The sequence below is a fragment of the Cohnella herbarum genome (genome assembly GCF_012849095.1).
GTDB classification, from domain to species: Bacteria; Bacillota; Bacilli; order Paenibacillales; family Paenibacillaceae; genus Cohnella; species Cohnella herbarum.
The window spans coordinates 2,838,496-2,855,613 of sequence record NZ_CP051680.1; the positions used below are offsets into that span (position 1 = coordinate 2,838,496).

Genomic DNA, 17,118 nt, shown 5'->3' on the forward strand with positions numbered 1-17,118 from the left:
TCAACGCAAGCAAGCATAAACGGCTATCGCCTTCCTTGGATGGCGAAGAACCGTTTATGTCGGAGGCGATTCAGAATTGCATGGCGTGAACCTTGTAATTCTGAATCACGTACGGATTCGACTTCACGACTTTATTTATACAAATACCGGATCCTTAAACTGGGCAAGCTTTGCTTTGGAATCCTTATCTACTTCGGCATGCAGACTATTGCCGTGCGAATCCATCGTCACAATGGCTGCGAAGCCTTCTACTTGCAGATGCCACATCGCTTCCGGAATACCGAACTCCGAGAAGTCGACTCCGTTAACGTTCTTGATGCACTCCGCATAGTATTGGGCTGCCCCGCCAACGGCATTCAAATAAACTCCGCCGTGTTCCTGTAACGCGGCCAAAGTTTTCGGCCCCATGCCGCCTTTGCCGATTACCGCGCGCAAACCGAACTTTTTCATAATATCGCCTTGGTACGGTTCTTCCCGAATACTTGTCGTAGGGCCTGCCGCTTTCACGTGCCAGCCTGCGTCATCCTTTAACATAACCGGACCGCAGTGGTAGATCACTCCGCCGTTCAGATCGATCGGAGCATCGTGGTCCATTAAATGCTTGTGCAAAGCATCGCGGCCCGTATGCATTTCGCCGTTCAGAATAACGACGTCTCCTACCTTCAACGAGCGAACGTCTTCCTCCGTCAAAGGCATCTGAAGGACGATTTCTTTCGGCTTGGCCGCGACCTCGGCCGACTCGCCGGACGCCTCTCCTGCCTCCTCCGTCATCGACACGCCGGTGCCGCCCTCGTACACCCACTCTTTAATCTCGTGCGTCGTTCCGTCAAGTACGACGCCTTGACGGCGGTATGCCCAGCAGTTATAAGCGACCGAGACGAAGAAGCTCGCTGGCAGACGGTTATTCACGCCGACTTTGCAACCTAACAGAGTTACGTTACCTCCGAAGCCCATCGTTCCGATACCCAGTTGATTCGCTTTATCCATAATGTATTCTTCAAGCTGTTGAAGCTCCGGAATCGGATTAACGTCCTCGATCTTCCTAAACAGCTGCTGCTTAGCCAGCTCGTAACCCGTCGTTCGGTCGCCGCCGATGCCTACGCCGATAAATCCGGCGCTGCAGCCTTGTCCTTGAGCTTGATATACCGCGTGAAGAACGCATTTACGGATACCGTCGAGATCGCGCCCGGCTTTGCCTAAACCTTCGATTTCCGCGGGTAGGCTGTATTGAATGTTTTTATTTTCGCATCCGCCGCCCTTAAGAATTAGACGAACGTCTACATCGTCGCGCTCCCATTGCTCGAAATGGATGACCGGCGTGCCGGGTCCCAGATTGTCGCCCGTGTTCGATCCGGTTAATGAATCAACGGAATTCGTGCGAAGTTTACCGTCCTTCGTCGCTCTGGCGATCGCGTTTCTTATTCCTTGTTTCATGATGATTTGGTTGGCTCCGACAGGGGTGTGCACGACGAAAGTCGGCATACCGGTATCTTGGCAAATAGGAGAAACGTTACATTCCGCCATTTCGATATTTTGGGCAATCGTCGACAAGGATAGTCCGGCGCGCGTCGCGCGATCTTCGGCTTCCCGTGCTGCGGTAATCGCGCGACGTACGTCCGCCGGAAGATTGGTTGAAGTTTCTACGATAAGTTTGTACATGCTTTGTTCGAATGATGATGACATAATGAGTGCAAAATCCCCTCTCTGTTCGTCGTTACTTATTGATTATATAATATCATATAGAGAAGCGGTGGTAGAAAAGGAGTCAAGTTCATGGCAAATCATTTTTTGGCGTATTTATACCGATTGCAGTATATCGAACGCTGGAGTCTCATGCGAAGCACGACCCCCGAGAACGTAGCGGAACACTCGTACCACGTCGCGTTGATCGCCCACGCTCTGGGAAGTATTGCGCGGGAAATATTCCATCGAGACATTAATCCCGACGAGGCTGTCACCTATGCTCTATTCCATGATGCCACAGAAGTGTTTACTGGAGATATTCCGACTCCCGTCAAACATCATAATCCCGGAATTTTATCGAATTTCCGCGAAATCGAGGCTCTGGCCGCCGAAAGACTGCTAGCGACGGTACCTTCGGAGTTGCAAGAAACCTATCGTCCTTTGCTGTACCGTAAACCCGTTAACCCGGAGCTGGATAAGCTCTTGAAGGCTGCCGACCTGCTCGATGCCTACTTGAAATGCATTAGCGAGATGTCCGCTGGGAATCGCGAATTCGCAACCGCGCGGCGCCAAAGCGAGGAGAAGCTGAGGAAGCTGGACATGCCCGAAGTCGAATGGTTTCTGACCCATCTTGCGCCAGGTTTTGAAAGAACGATAGACGAACTCGCCGAAATCGAGGAAGGGGATAATTAACATGAAACTGAAAGTTTACAAATCCTTATGGGGAATGGACCATTTACCTCTCGAACAACAATTCAAACTCGTTTCCGAAGCAGGTTACGCCGGATTCGAGTCGCCGGTTCCCTCTCAGGCAGATGAGCCGTTATTCCGCGAACTGGTACAACGATACGGTCTGGAATATTGCTTTACCGTATATACGAGCGGCGACCACAAAGATTCTTTCAAACAACAGGTCGATAGGGCGCTTACCTTCTCTCCGATGCTCATTAACGCGCATAGCGCCAAAGACGATATGCCCTACGAGCAGCAGCTCGAGTTTTATCGATACGCATTGGACATCGAAAAATCCGCCGGTATCCCCATCGTTCATGAAACTCATCGGGGAAGGGCGATGTTCACCCCATGGTCGGCCGAACGACTGCTGAAGGACTTGCCCGATCTTAACATTTGCGCCGATTTCAGCCATTGGTGCTGCGTATGCGAATCGCTTCTGGAGGACCAAGTTTCCCGGATGAAAATAGCGACGGAGCGAGCTCGTTTCGTCCATGCGCGAGTCGGGCATCAAGAAGGTCCGCAAGTTAATCACCCCGCCGCTCCCGAGCATGCCGCGGCATTAGCGGCTCATACAGCTTGGTGGCGAGACATAGCGCGTAATCGCCGTGACCAAGGAGCCGAGTACCTAATCCTCGTTCCGGAGTTCGGCCCTCCAGGCTACCTCCAGACGGCTCCGTTCTCCCAAGAGCCGGTTTCCGACCTGTGGGAAGTGTGCTTATGGATGAAAAACCATCTCGAAAGTCAGTGGGACGGCTGGTTGGCTTGATCTTCTCACAAAGACAAGGGCTAGGAGATCAGACGATAATCTGATGTCCTAGCCCTTATTATTGTGTTCGCGTTCAGTTCACGGCCTGTTTAGGTTTTCCTTCTGAACTTAAGGAGCATGACAACGAAAACAAGAATAACGGCCAACCCCCCGATAGGGATCAAAAAATAACCGTTCGGCTTCTCTTTCGGCGGCTGATCGGAGCCTTCTACCTGGTCGATTGGTTTCGCGCCTTCGGCTACATTGGACAGCTTCGATGGCTTTTTACCGATTCCCAGAGCCGTTAGGTCTTCGTTCGCGTTCGACAGAAGCTTCGTTCTTTCGCATATTCCGGTTTCTAATTGGTCGGGCTCTCCATAGGCGTACACGATGTATTCGGCGTCCATAGCGAAGCTCTCGATTCCGCAGCTTGCCGAGCTGGAGGCGGTGCCTACGACCGTTTTCTCCCCTACCTCCCCTTTCCACACTTGATCGACGGCGAACGTCACTTTGATCGGATCGGCGGTAGACATGATTTCTTTCTGCTCGGGCGGTTTAACGGCAACGACTTTTCCGGAGAAAATAGCCGTTTTCCGTGCTAACTCCTCGCTTACTGCAGGAGGCGCGGCGCATGAGCAGGCATAAGCGGACTTCGGTTTAACCGCGCTCCATACCCCTAACATAAATACGCCGCAGAGGAATAACATAAACATTCGTTTTAACAAAGACGATCACCTCAGCTTTAAGACGTAAATATGGCAAAAATGGTTTCATTTCTCTTAAACAAAGTCGGTTTCAACTTTCTCGGTACCTGCCTAAATCCGTTACGCGTACTTCCGAATCACCTTCACTTGCAAGAAACCGGCGATTCCAATAAGTACGGCCAAAGCAACGAATAACGTCTCGCCGTTACTCCAACTTAGCATTAATCCGCCTAAAATCGGACCCAGCCCGCGGGATAACAGTTGGCTTGAGCCATACACGGAAAAGTAGAACCCTCTCTGCTCCTCCGGCGCCATAATCGATACGCTTTTCTGCATATGAGGACCGAAAATCATCTCGCCGATCGTAAAAATAAACTCCGCGGCAAATAACCACAAGATGGTATTCGAATAACCGTAACCGATGGAAACGATGGCGAATAATGCATAAGAGACAGCGATGATCAGGTGCGAGCTTACGGCTTCCGTTCGCCTAGCGATCCAAATTTGCAACGCAATGACCATAATTCCGTTAAAGGTAAGCAGAGACGCCAATACCGTGCGGTAAGAATCGAAGTTCGTTTGCAGATGAAGCGGCAAGGTCGACTCCACCTGCGCGTAGAGCAGCCCGACGGGTAGACTGAGCACCGTCATCAGTAAAATCGGCTTGTGCAACTTCCACGAAAATTTCGTTTTCGCATGCGCTCGCTTGATGTTCGATCCCGAATGTCCTTTCGTTAACGGAGCGGTCTCGGGCAGCTTCAGCCATACGATCGATCCATAGATGACAAAGGAAATCGCCGACAATATAAACACGGCCGAAGGATTCCAATCGAACATTAACAAGCCTAACACCGGTCCGACCGCAGCTCCCACGTTAAACGCCGTATGCATCAAAGCGAAAACCTCGGCCCGTTTATCTTCCGATACCATGTCCGTAATTTGCGCGTTCGCAGCCGGCATATATAAAGCGAACCCTATACCGTTCACGATCGAAATCATCGCGTATTGCCACACATCCTCCGCGAATACGTAACCGACCATACATATCATCTGGAGGAATAAAGCCGTTAACATGATAGGTTTACGACCGTAACGATCGCTCCATCCTCCTCCGTACCAACTCACGAACATTCCGCAAAGCGGCTGCAGTCCGACGATAATCATCGGAAGAATGACCGAGCCATCCATTTGATCGTAAAGGTAGAGCACGAGAAACGGGCGGATCATAAACCCCGTAATGGTCGTCAACGCCGATCCGAGCACTCTTATCCATATTCCGCTGTCATATCTGCCTAGTAAACTTGCCATTACGTTATTTTTCATCTCAATCATCAACCGCTCTATGTGTAAGGATATAATAATTTAAGCATTATATCATAGACGACGATCACAAAATTAAGCAAAAAACCTCACCCGTCGAATGACGGAATGAGGTTTCGAAATCGAAATGCTATCCATTCATAACGATTACTTATACCAAGGTACTTGCATTAGCCAAATGATGACTAAGAAAAGAATGAAAATAATCGCGCTGATCGTCTGAACTCTCGAGATCGAAGAGCTCGCGTTCTCCCCGTTCACGGAAGCTGCGGCAATTCTCTTAAGCGGTGCTTGAACGATTCCGGATAGTGCGCCGAGCGCCACGAAGATGACGATAACGACTACCATCCAAGCCACCGTGTAATCGCCTGCATCGGAGTTGGATATCAAATACCCTCCCGTTAACAATTGCAAGACCAGAGCGTATTGTCCAACTCTTCCGCCCGAGATGAGTCCGGTAGCCAAACCTTCTTGAGCCGTGCCCGACAATTGCTTGAATTTACCGACCACAAAAGGCATAATCGCATATACTCCCATGCCGACCGCACCTACGATGTGCAAAAACAACATCACATTTAACATTTGCCGTTCCCTCCAATAGTTAACAAACTAACTAAGACAACCTCAGTATACACAAAAAGGCGACCGAACAAAACCAAAAGTCCGCAATCCACACGAATCCTTCATGAATTCCAACCAAGATTGGGAGCCTTTTTCAAAAAAAAGAGAGCCCGAAGGCTCTCCCGCGAATTCGAATTAGAGGCTTGGCTTATGCATTCTCGACGATCTTGATCACGTTACGAACGGATTCGGCCGATTTCTCGAGCGCCGCTTTCTCTTCGTCGGACAGATCGATTTCGAAAATTTTCTCGATGCCGTCTCCACCGAGAACAGCCAATACGCCCATGAACAGGTTGTCGTAGCCATACTCGCCTTGCAACAAAGCGATAATCGGCAGAATGCGTTTCTTGTCCTTCAGAATCGCTTCCGTCATTTGCACGAGCGATGCTGCCGGAGCGTAGTACGCGCTGCCGTTGCCAAGCAAATTAACGATTTCGCCGCCACCTACTCGCGTGCGGGCTACGATCGTGTCAATTTGCTCTTTAGGCAGCAATTTTTCGACCGGGATTCCCCCGATCGTCGTGTAACGCACGAGTGGAACCATGTCGTCGCCGTGGCCGCCGAGAACGACGCCGCGCACATCTTCAACGGAAACGTTCAAAGCTTGCGCCAGGAAAGTGTTGTAACGCGCCGTATCCAGTACTCCGGACTGCCCGATCACGCGGTTTTTCGGGAAACCCAGCGCTTTGTTCGCAACGTAAGTCATCGCGTCGACCGGGTTGGACAGGATAATGACGTAACAATTCGGGCTAGTCGCTTTGATGTTCTCGCAAACGGATTTCACGATTCCCGCGTTCGTGTTAACGAGATCGTCGCGGCTCATGCCCGGTTTACGAGCAATTCCAGCCGTAATGATGACGACGTCGGAGTTAGCGGAATCTTGATAGTCGGAAGTCCCCACGATGTTGGAGTCGATTCCTTGAACCGGAGTCGATTCCATCATATCGAGCGCTTTGCCTTTCGTTGGGTTTTCCAGTTGCGGGATATCGAGAAGAACGACATCCCCCAGTTCCTTCTGAGCCAGCATAAGCGCCGTAGTCGCTCCCGTGAATCCTGCGCCAACGACCGTAATTTTCGCACGTTTGATTGCCATCTTAAGGTCCTCCTTGGAAGACACCCGAACGCCTCGGCGCCCGAGCATGCATGGAAAGTAAATTCGCTTTAAAGCTTATTACATGACTCACGTCCAAATCAGCCGAAAACTCACCCTAAGTTTACGCTAGTTGCACATCGTACACCTAATCTTACCCTGAAACCCTTCTTAACTAGCAATAGTTGCAAAAAGTACATTTAGTTCAGCCAGTCCCGGCGTAATTGCACGTAACCTGAACAACTAATTGCACTTAATACAACTACCTCTGCGAATTCCACTAGTTTACGGAAAATAGTTGCATAAAATGCAACTATTCATCAAATGTTTGATTTATTTACGAGTTGCGTATCCCATACAGCACTCTCGAGCGCGATACCAGCTCGGAAAAAGGCGCGAGCGTGCAACAAGCTCGCGCCTCCTCTTTCTGCCGGGAAAACCACCGCCCGATTAGGCGCTGGTTCGACTCTCCTCGCTCGCGCACCTGCACCACAAGCTAGCCCCGCCCCCAACCGCTCGTCGGTAACTGTCTCCGCGAAGGCGGGTGTCCAGAGGGCTGCAAGCCCTTGGAATCCCCCTTGGAAAGGGGGACTTAGGGGGATCGAGCCCTCCCCGCGACGGGGACACAGGGGTTAATAGCCTCCCCGGCGAGGGGAAAAAGAATTTCTAGAAGTTCTTAATTATTTCGTCCGCAAACGCCGAACATTTAACTTCAGTAGCGCCTTCCATCAAACGAGCGAAGTCATAAGTTACGACTTTGCTGTTGATCGAAGTTTCCAAGCCTTTGTAGATGAGGTCCGCAGCTTCCAACCAGCCCAAGTGCTCGAGCATCATAACGCCGGAAAGGATAACGGAACCTGGGTTTACAACGTCTTTGTCCGCGTATTTAGGAGCAGTACCGTGAGTCGCTTCGAAAATGGCATGTCCAGTCAAGTAGTTGATGTTAGCTCCCGGAGCGATACCGATTCCGCCGACTTGTGCCGCCAAAGCATCGGACAGGTAGTCGCCGTTCAGGTTCAACGTAGCGATAACGTCGAAGTCGGTCGGACGAGTCAGAACTTGTTGAAGAGCGATATCGGCGATAGCGTCTTTGATCAGGATTTTGCCGGAATCAAGAGCCGCTTTCTGAGCCGCGTTAGCCGCTTCTTCGCCTTTGTCCGCTTTGATGATGTCGTATTCGGACCATGTGAATACTTTATCTCCGAATTCTTGTTCAGCCACTTCGTAACCCCAGTTTTTGAACGCGCCTTCGGTGTATTTCATGATGTTGCCTTTATGAACAAGAGTAACGGATTTGCGTCCGTGCTTAATTGCGTATTCGATAGCCGCGCGAACAAGACGCTTGGAGCCGTCTTCGGAAACCGGCTTGATACCGATACCGGAAGTTTCCGGGAAACGGATTTTGTTAACTCCCATTTCTTTTTGCAGGAATTCAAGTACTTTTTTCACTTGCTCGGATCCGGATTGATACTCGATACCGGCATAGATGTCCTCCGTATTTTCGCGGAAAATAACCATGTCGACAAGCTCGGGGCGTTTAACCGGAGAAGGTACTCCGTCGAAGTAACGAACCGGACGCAAACACACGTACAGATCCAGCTCTTGGCGAAGAGCAACGTTCAGGGAACGGATACCGCCGCCGATCGGCGTAGTCAAAGGTCCTTTGATCGCGATGATCATCTCGCGGATTGCAGTCAACGTATCGGCAGGCAACCATTCGCCGTATTCGTTGAAAGCTTTCTCGCCGGCGAACACTTCGTACCAAGCGATTTGTTTTTCGCCTTTGTATGCTTTCTCGACCGCTGCGTCAAGAACGCGCTTGGAAGCTTTCCAGATATCGCGGCCCGTGCCGTCGCCCTCGATGAAAGGGATAATCGGATTGTTAGGAACGTTGAGAACGCCGTTTTGTACCGTAATTTTCTCGCCGGAAGTCGGCGCTGCGAATTTTTCGAGTTTCATGTTTTGTAATTCCTCCTGATTAATGGTTTTATTTCGCAAAGAATCGGCGGCATGCCTCCGCAACTAGGCAAGGAGGCACCCCGCCGGCATTCGCATTAAAATTAGCCACGCTTAGAGATCGGCACATAGTGCTGATCTACCGGTCCTACGTACTCGGCACGAGGGCGGATCAAGCGATTGTCTTCGTATTGCTCCAAAATATGAGCCGTCCAACCGGAAACCCTGCTGATGGCGAAGATCGGCGTGAACAGATCGCGAGGAATGCCCAGCATCGTGTAACAAGAAGCGGAGTAGAAATCTACGTTCGGCTTCAAGCCCTTCTGGCTGGTCACGAGATCATCAATCTTGATGGACATTTCGTAGAGCGTCATATCGCCTTTCAACTCGCCGAGTTGACGGGACATTTGCATTAAGTGTTTAGCACGAGGGTCTCCGTTTTTGTAAACGCGGTGACCGAAGCCCATCACTTTTTCTTTGTTATCGAGCTTTGCTTGGATATAAGGCTCAACGTTACCAAGGGAGCCGATTTCATCCAACATCACCATTACCGCTTCGTTAGCGCCGCCGTGTAACGGGCCTTTCAAAGCTCCGATAGCGGACGTTACGCCGGAATAAATATCCGACAGAGTCGCAACCGTAACGCGAGCCGCGAAAGTAGAAGCGTTCAACTCATGGTCCGCGTGCAACACGAGAGCCTTGTCCATTGCTTCGATAGCCACTTGCGCCGGTTCTTCTCCGGTAAGCATATACAGGAAGTTGTGAGCGACTCCCACGCCTTTTTTCGGTGCGATCGGTTCTTTGCCCTCGCGAATACGAGCATAAGCAGCCACTACGGTCGGCAATTGCGCTTGCAATTTAACCGCTTTGCGATAGTTGGCTTCTTTGCTCATTTCGTTAGCCGAGGCGTCGTACAACGCTAGACTGGAAATCGCGGTACGTAACGCGGCCATCGAGTTGCTGCCGTTCGGATACAATCTTATGCCTGCGATCACTTCGGCCGGAATAGCCGAGTATTCGCCTATCTCTGAGATAAGCCCGTCCAGCTCCGATTGAGTTGGAAGCTTGCCATGCCACAATAAGTACGCGACTTCTTCGAACGTGGCATGCTCTGCCAATTCGTCGATGTTAATGCCTTGGTATGTCAGGACGCCGTCGATAATCGAGCTGATCGTCGATTTCGCCGCGACGATGCCTTCAAGACCTTTTGTTGCTGTCATATTTTCTCTCTCCTTTATCCGTAAAATTCAGATCAATCGGCTTGTCTGAACAAGCTGCACAATGACGTCAAGATACGTCTGCGCGAGAGCAAGAAGCTCTCCCGACTCAATAATGAACGCAAACCACGAATAACTTAACATTTTTTGACCTTTTTTAATGATAATCGATTTCAAAGGCGAATGGAACCGATTGCGGCATCAAATTGTTTTATCGGCACCATAAGCAATCGTTCTTGAGAGGTAATTCAATAAGTCAGCTTTTGATCACGAAGCGCTAGATACTCGGTAACCTTAATCATTTGCGTAAACCCTCTAATTATTCGAACGGTTATTTGTGATACAATTAAAGCTCGGATTCAAATATCGGGTTTCATGAACGAAGGACGAATAGGCTTTCGTTGCGGTTGGAGGACAAAGACGACATGAATGCAAACACGAATCAAATGACCGGGATAATCGATATCGGTTCGAACACCGTTCGTCTTTCCGTTTATCAGCTGACGGACAACGGGGCTTACCGCGTCGTTGACCAAGGGCGCTGGGCTGCCCGTTTAAGCCAGCGGATGGACAAAGACGGAGGATTGCCCGAAGACGTCGTCGACGAGCTTGCGGAAGTGCTCAGGCACTTCTCGCGGATATGCCAGAAGCACGGAGCGAACCATATCCGCGCAGTTGCGACGGCAGCCATCAGGCAAGCCGTGAATCGGGACGACATCCTGCGGCGTCTGTACACCGCAACCGGAATCTCCATAGAAATTTTATCGGGAGAAGACGAAGCCCGCATTGGAAGCCAAGCGATGCTGAACAGTCTTAGCCTCTCCGATTGCTTCGTCGTGGATATCGGCGGGGGAAGCACCGAAATTACGTTGATCCAAAATCGGAAAGTCGTATCGGCCGTTTCATTTCCAATCGGTTGCGTAAATACTTCCGCGAAATACTCGCTCGGAAACGGTGCCGTCCCGCAATCCGCGCTCACGGCTATTCAGTCGGAAGTCCATCGCCTGCTCGGTATCGAGAAATGGATTTCGCGCCATCCCGGGCTTCCGCTCATCGGACTGGGCGGTACCGTCCGCGCTCTAGCCAAGCTTCGCCAGCGGGAATCGAATTATCCGTTTCCTCATCTTCACGGTTATGAATTGACCGTTCCCGATCTTAGCTCGACGCTTGATCGGCTTGCCGCAATCCATGTGGATCAACGACGCAAGCTGCCGGGATTGTCCAAGGACCGCGGCGACGTCATCGTTCCGGGTCTGGCAATCCTGCTGGGGGTACTCCAGCGGACGGCAACCTCCCGGTTAGTCGTATGCGGCACCGGATTACGCGACGGGTTGTTTTACGAAACCTGCCTTCCCGATAATCGCCGCCGATCCGACTCGGCGGACTATGTTTTGGAAGAAAGCATTCGCAATTTGAGCGCATTATATCCGGTCGTGCCCGAAGTGCATCTCCAACAGGTGCATAAATTAGCTTTGTCCCTATTCGACCAGTTGTCCCCCAAACAATCGATGCCGCTCGGATGCCGCCGTTGGTTGGAAACCGCCGCACGGCTTTTCCGGATCGGAACGGTCATCGATTACAACGACAGCGCGGATCATACTTTCTACATGCTGCTGCATATGCAGTGGTACGGTTTATCCCACAGAGAGATGCTACTGACCGGGTCTATCGCGTCGTACCGAGGATCTAATCCGCTTAGGCGCAAGCTTGCCCCTTACCGCTCCATGCTCGCGGAAGGCGACGTCGAGATCATTGCCAAGCTAGGCTCCCTGCTGCAATTGGCAGCGGCACTCGATCGGAGCGAGTCGCAGGCGATTAAATCATTGGAATTATCCGTTAAAGGCAACAAGCTCCGCCTATTCGCGGATGCCGACCATCCTCTCCCCGTCGAGCGAATGGAAGTAGATAACATCGCCAAGGAATTCAAAAAAAACTGGGGAATTACCCCCGAACTGAACGTTCGCCTAAGATAATTCCCCCGCTTGCTTACTCGTACGCTGCCGCAATCGATTTCCACAACGGGATATTCGCCGTTTCGAATTGACTGCGCAGCGGCGCTTCCTGACTTTGCACCCGATCATAAGTGCCAGTGGATTGAAGCTCCCTTGCTTTGACATTGTCTTTCAAGTTCATATGAAGCACATTCATCAGCATGTCGCGAAGCCCCGGATCGTATACGGGACACATGAGTTCGACTCTTCGGCTTAAATTGCGAGTCATCCAATCCGCGCTGGAAATATAAACCTCTTCCGCTCCGCCGCCCGCGACCGCGAGAATTCTCGCGTGCTCAAGATAACGATCCACGATGCTGATTACCCGAATATTCTCGCTTAACCCGATCACTCCGGGACGCAAACAACATACGCCGCGGACGATCAATTCGATTTTCACGCCTGCCTGCGAGGCTTCGTATAGCTTATCGATCATCGACTGGTTAGATAGGGAATTCATTTTCGCCACGATACGAGCCGGCCGCCCCGCGTTGGCATGGCCGATCTCCCGATCGATCAATTCGAACAGCTTCGGCTTCAAGCCGATCGGAGCTACGGCAAACGAAGACCATAGATGAGGCGTCGAATACCCGGTCATCTCGTTGAACAACGCCGTTGCATCCGCCCCGATATCCGGGTGACTCGTAAACAAACCCGCATCGGTATAGAGCCGAGCCGTGTTCTCGTTATAATTTCCGGTACCTACGTGAACGTATCGGCGCAAAGTTCCGGCTTCCCTGCGGACTACCAACGTAATCTTGGCATGCGTCTTCAACCCGACCAAGCCGTATACGACGTGGCAACCCGCCTTTTCGAGCTGACGAGCCCATGCGATGTTGCGGGCTTCATCGAAACGCGCTTTAATCTCGACGACGACGGTTACCTGTTTCCCGGATTCCGCCGCTCTCGCCAACGCCTGAATCAGTATGGAGTTCACGCTTACCCGGTATAACGTCATCTTGATCGCGAGCACTTCGGGGTCTTCGGCAGCCTCCAAAATAAAATCGTTAACGACTTCGAACGATTCGTAAGGATGATACACAAGCACGTCTTTCTCGCGAAGAACGGATAACATATCTTCCGATTCGTCGAACTCTTCCGGATATACAGGCTCATGCTTCGGATATCGGAGATGGTCGTAATTCGGCAACGTCCCCACGAATTTAGACAAGAAGCCTAGATCGAGAGGGCCTTCGATCTCGTCGAACATGTCCTCCTCCAGCTCGAGCTCGTCCCTTAACAGCTCCATTGCATCCTCGTGAAGTCCTTTTTCCACCTCTAACCTGACGGGCAATCCTCGCCGACGACGACGCAATTCCTTCTCGATCTCTTGCAACAAGTCTTCCGCGCCTTCCTCGTTTAACGTCAAGTCCGAGTTGCGCGTCACCCTGAAAGCATGCACGGCTTCCGTCCTGTACCCGCTGAACAGTAGGCCTATATGTTCCTTGATTAAATCTTCGAGCAATAAATAGCTCAGCTTTCTACTATTCCTTCGACCCGGAACGAGCACCGTGCGCGCCAATATCGAAGGCACTTGAACAAGGGCGCAGAACGTCGTCTCCTCTTCCTCTTGCGAACCCTGAGCTTCTTGCTTAAGTACGACGGCCAAGTAGAGCTCCTTGCTATGCAATAACGGAAAAGGACGGCTTTGATCGACGGCCATCGGAGTAAGTACCGGGTAAATAATCTGCTTAAAATAGGTCGTTAACGCCGTCTTCTGGTCTTCGTTTAATTCCTTGAAGGTCGTAAAGGCAACGCCTTCTTTGGCCAATAACCGCAACAGGTCCCGGTAAGTCCGGTATTGTTCGCGAACCATCCGCGTCGTCCGTTTCATAAGCCTTTTAATAAGTCCTTGAGGCGTATATCCCGTAAAATCCGTTTTCATATAACCCGCTTTGCTTTGCGCTTGCAATCCCGCTACCCTCACGCTCATAAATTCATCCAGGTTGCTTTGTACGATGGATAGAAATTGAAAGCGCTCCAGCAGCGGCGTTCCCGGGTCTTCGGCTTCCTCGAGCACGCGCCTATTGAACTCCAGCCAACTTAAATCCCGGTTAATATACTTCTTGACGCTAGACACATTGCTTCCCCCTGTTCATCCTGCAAGCGACTTGAGCCAATGGACCTAACTTGTCTCTTTCATTATGTTGGTCGATTGTAAACTAGACGTTAACGTTTTGTTATCGTCAGGTTAAAAGAAACCGAAGTACGGTTTCTAATGCCGAAAAAAATCGAATGATTAGAGGTCAAACCGCCAACCGTTACCCCCTAGGTCCCCGATATAACGTAAAATCGCCGCTGCGGACTTTGCGCTCCAACCAACGATACATCATTAATCTGTACAGGGGACGGGTGAACGGAAGAACCAACGTTAACCCGATAATGTCGGTAATAAATCCCGGCACGATAAGCAATATTCCCCCTAGCAATACGCAAAGTCCCTCCAGCAACGTGTGGCCGGGAACTTGTCCCGCTTGCATCTGCTGTTGGGCTTGCTGCCACACTCTCCGTCCTTCCGTCTTAATGAGCCAGACGCCTAAGAACGCTGCGGCGATCAGGAAAACGAAAGTTCCCAATCCCCCGATCCATTGCCCAACCATATAAATGCCCCAGAATTCAATCAGCATTGCGATCACGAGCACGGGCAGCAACTTCTTTTGCATATCCAATCCCCCATCCTGAATCAAGTGTCGAATTCTGACTTTCGTTAGCGATTATTCCCGGCGAGCCGCGAGCCGTACCATCCTATCATACCAGTCCGGGGCTTCCCGCGCGAAGCGGACGGGCTTCCATTCCTTATTCACCCACACGTGTTTCGTACCTCCCCGAACCAGAAGAACTCCCGGCGGCTCGTCCCCTTCATAGAGGTCTCCGAAGCTTTCGGCAAGATTGCCGCTTAACACCCGCGATTCGAATCTTACCCGAACGCTCGTCATTTCGGCTACCTGGGTCGCTATCGTGATCCAATCGTCATAGAGAGCCGGTTGCTTAAATGAAGCCTCGACGTCCGTTACCGGTAACAGCAGCCCTCTAGCCTCCATCTCTTTATACGTAATTCCCGCTTGTCGGACCCATTCGGTTCTTCCGATCTCGAACCAGTTCAAATAGTTCGCGTGGTATACGACCCCCATTTGATCGGTTTCTTGGTACCGTACCCGCATCGGATGCAGAAACCATCTTCCCATTCGATTACCTCCCCTTAGCTAGGTTTAATACGACATCCGGATATAAAGATTCCCCACAGCTCCGCTGCGGGGAATCGACAACTATTAAACCGATTTCTCGGTAAATTACATAACTCTTGCTTGACCGGAGTAAATGACGCCGTGCTCCGCGTACAAGGTAACTTCCATGCCGTCAGCAAGCAGCTTAATCGCATCGTTGACGCCAACGATAACCGGGATACCCAGGTTAAGGCCGACTACCGCCGCGTGGCAAGTAATGCCGCCGCATTCCGTAATAACTGCAGCTGCTTTCTCGAAAGCAGGCATGTATTCTTTATCGGTCGAAGGCGCAACGAGGATCGCTCCCCTCGTCATCTTACGAATGGCCTCTTCAGGCGTATTCGCGATCACGATTTTGCCGGTAGCGCTTTGCGATCCGATCCCTTGACCTTGCGCGATCAGTTCGCCGACGTTGTGAATTTTGATCAGGTTCGTCGTTCCGGAACGTCCGACAGGTACGCCTGCCGTAATAATGATCGTATCGCCAAGTTGAACGAGCCCTGTATCCATAGCTCCTTTAACCGCGATTTCGAACATTTCGTCCGTCGTTGCCGCGGACACTCCTTTGACCGGAATGACGCCCCATACGAGCTGTAAGCGACGAAGCACTTGCTCGACCGGAGTTACGGCAATGATCTGGGATTTCGGTTTGTATTTGGAAATCATGCGAGCCGTGTAGCCGCTCTCCGTGGATGTGACGATCGCTTTCGCTTCGAGATCAAGAGCGGAGTTCGCCACGGCTTGGCTGATCGCTTCCGTAACGGAAGTTTGTTGGGCATTCGCTTGTTTGATGAAAATTTCGCGGTAATGCAACGCCGATTCCGCGCGCTCGGCGATACGGGACATCGTCAATACAGATTCGACTGGATATTTGCCCGCGGCCGTCTCGCCGGATAACATGATCGCGTCCGTGCCGTCGAAGATAGCGTTCGCCACGTCGGAAGCTTCGGCGCGCGTCGGACGAGGATTGCGTTGCATGGAATCGAGCATTTGCGTTGCGGTAATTACCGGTTTACCCGCGCGGTTACATTTCTCGATCATCAGCTTCTGAACGAGAGGAACTTCTTCGGCCGGGATTTCTACGCCGAGATCTCCGCGAGCAACCATAAGCCCATCCGAAACTTCAAGAATTTCGTCCAGGTTGTCTACACCTTGTTGATTCTCGATCTTGGAAATGATTTGAATGTGGCGAGCGTCATGACGCTCCAGAAGCTCGCGGATTTCCAGAACGTCGCTTGCGCGGCGCACGAACGATGCCGCGATGAAATCCACGCCCATCTCGATTCCGAATTTGATATCGCCGATATCTTTTTCCGTAAGACCCGGCATCGAGATAGCTACACCCGGTACGTTTACGCCTTTTTTGCTTTTGATTTGGCCGCTGTTGACGATTTGGCACTTGATTTCGGTGCCTTGAATGTCAACGACCGTCATTCCGATCAAACCGTCGTCGATCAGAATCGTCGAACCTACGCGAACGTCACCCGGCAATTCCTTGTAAGTAATCGGAACGCGATTAATATCGCCCAAGATCTCTTCGGTCGTCAAGGTAATGTATTCCCCTTGAACGAGCTCGATCGGCTCTTCTTTCAATTTGCCAAGACGGATTTCCGGTCCTTTGGTATCGAGTAGAATCGCTACCGTTTTGTTCAATTCTTGGCAAGCTTGGCGAATCGCTTTCATCCGGTTGCCGTGCTCCTCGAAGTCTCCGTGCGAGAAGTTCAAGCGGGCAACGTTCATGCCGGCGGTAATTAATTTTTTCGTATTTTCCAGCGACTCGCTGGATGGCCCGATCGTACAGACGATTTTCGTTTTACGCATGATTTCTTTTT

14 protein-coding genes are annotated in these 17,118 nt (G+C 51.2%); 3 read left to right on the plus strand and 11 right to left on the minus strand.

Going from position 1 to position 17,118, the window contains the following annotated elements:
* Positions 1 to 135: 135 nt before the first annotated feature.
* Positions 136 to 1,683 carry a fumarate hydratase gene (locus HH215_RS12680; RefSeq protein WP_169280237.1) on the minus strand — a complete coding sequence of 516 codons (1,548 nt, stop codon included), beginning with the start codon at positions 1,681 to 1,683 and terminating at the stop codon, positions 136 to 138.
* A gap of 90 nt (positions 1,684 to 1,773) precedes the next feature.
* Between HH215_RS12680 and yfbR the strand changes: the two genes are divergently transcribed.
* Positions 1,774 to 2,376: a 5'-deoxynucleotidase gene (yfbR, locus tag HH215_RS12685; protein ID WP_169280238.1), complete on the plus strand. Its 603-nt coding sequence runs from the start codon at positions 1,774 to 1,776 to the stop codon at positions 2,374 to 2,376.
* A 1-nt stretch (position 2,377) separates the two neighbouring features.
* Positions 2,378 to 3,184 (plus strand): sugar phosphate isomerase/epimerase family protein, encoded by an 807-nt coding sequence (locus HH215_RS12690; protein ID WP_169280239.1) that lies wholly within the window; start codon positions 2,378 to 2,380, stop codon positions 3,182 to 3,184.
* A gap of 89 nt (positions 3,185 to 3,273) precedes the next feature.
* On the opposite strand, the gene HH215_RS12695 is transcribed toward HH215_RS12690, so the two are convergent.
* From HH215_RS12695 to citZ, 6 genes are all read right to left on the minus strand, one after another.
* Positions 3,274 to 3,888: a hypothetical protein gene (locus tag HH215_RS12695; RefSeq protein ID WP_169280240.1), complete on the minus strand. Its 615-nt coding sequence runs from the start codon at positions 3,886 to 3,888 to the stop codon at positions 3,274 to 3,276.
* 99 nt (positions 3,889 to 3,987) lie between these two features.
* A complete protein-coding gene (locus HH215_RS12700) occupies positions 3,988 to 5,190 on the minus strand; it encodes an MDR family MFS transporter (protein ID WP_169280241.1) in 1,203 nt (400 codons plus the stop codon).
* A gap of 144 nt (positions 5,191 to 5,334) precedes the next feature.
* Complete coding sequence (locus tag HH215_RS12705; RefSeq protein WP_169280242.1) at positions 5,335 to 5,769, minus strand: DUF2269 family protein; 435 nt, start codon at positions 5,767 to 5,769, stop codon at positions 5,335 to 5,337.
* A gap of 187 nt (positions 5,770 to 5,956) precedes the next feature.
* Positions 5,957 to 6,901, minus strand: a complete 945-nt coding sequence (gene mdh / locus HH215_RS12710; protein ID WP_169280243.1) for a malate dehydrogenase — start codon at positions 6,899 to 6,901, stop codon at positions 5,957 to 5,959.
* Positions 6,902 to 7,564: 663 nt separating this feature from the next.
* Positions 7,565 to 8,857: an NADP-dependent isocitrate dehydrogenase gene (gene icd, locus HH215_RS12715; RefSeq protein WP_169280244.1), complete on the minus strand. Its 1,293-nt coding sequence runs from the start codon at positions 8,855 to 8,857 to the stop codon at positions 7,565 to 7,567.
* 101 nt (positions 8,858 to 8,958) lie between these two features.
* Entirely contained in the window at positions 8,959 to 10,074 is a 1,116-nt protein-coding gene (gene citZ, locus HH215_RS12720) for a citrate synthase (RefSeq protein ID WP_169280245.1), read from the minus strand.
* 422 nt (positions 10,075 to 10,496) lie between these two features.
* On the opposite strand from citZ, the gene HH215_RS12725 reads away from it, so the two are divergent.
* Positions 10,497 to 12,044, plus strand: coding sequence for a Ppx/GppA phosphatase family protein (locus tag HH215_RS12725; protein WP_169280246.1), 1,548 nt, complete (start codon positions 10,497 to 10,499; stop codon positions 12,042 to 12,044).
* A gap of 13 nt (positions 12,045 to 12,057) precedes the next feature.
* On the opposite strand, the gene ppk1 is transcribed toward HH215_RS12725, so the two are convergent.
* From ppk1 to pyk, 4 genes are all read right to left on the minus strand, one after another.
* Positions 12,058 to 14,142, minus strand: coding sequence for a polyphosphate kinase 1 (gene ppk1 / locus HH215_RS12730; protein WP_169280247.1), 2,085 nt, complete (start codon positions 14,140 to 14,142; stop codon positions 12,058 to 12,060).
* Positions 14,143 to 14,323: 181 nt separating this feature from the next.
* Complete coding sequence (locus tag HH215_RS12735; RefSeq protein WP_169280248.1) at positions 14,324 to 14,725, minus strand: FxsA family protein; 402 nt, start codon at positions 14,723 to 14,725, stop codon at positions 14,324 to 14,326.
* 51 nt (positions 14,726 to 14,776) lie between these two features.
* On the minus strand, positions 14,777 to 15,247 hold the full coding sequence (locus HH215_RS12740) for an acyl-CoA thioesterase (protein WP_169280249.1): 471 nt from the start codon (positions 15,245 to 15,247) through the stop codon (positions 14,777 to 14,779).
* A 105-nt stretch (positions 15,248 to 15,352) separates the two neighbouring features.
* Positions 15,353 to 17,107, minus strand: a complete 1,755-nt coding sequence (gene pyk / locus HH215_RS12745; RefSeq protein ID WP_169280250.1) for a pyruvate kinase — start codon at positions 17,105 to 17,107, stop codon at positions 15,353 to 15,355.
* Between the last annotated feature and the right edge of the window lie 11 nt (positions 17,108 to 17,118).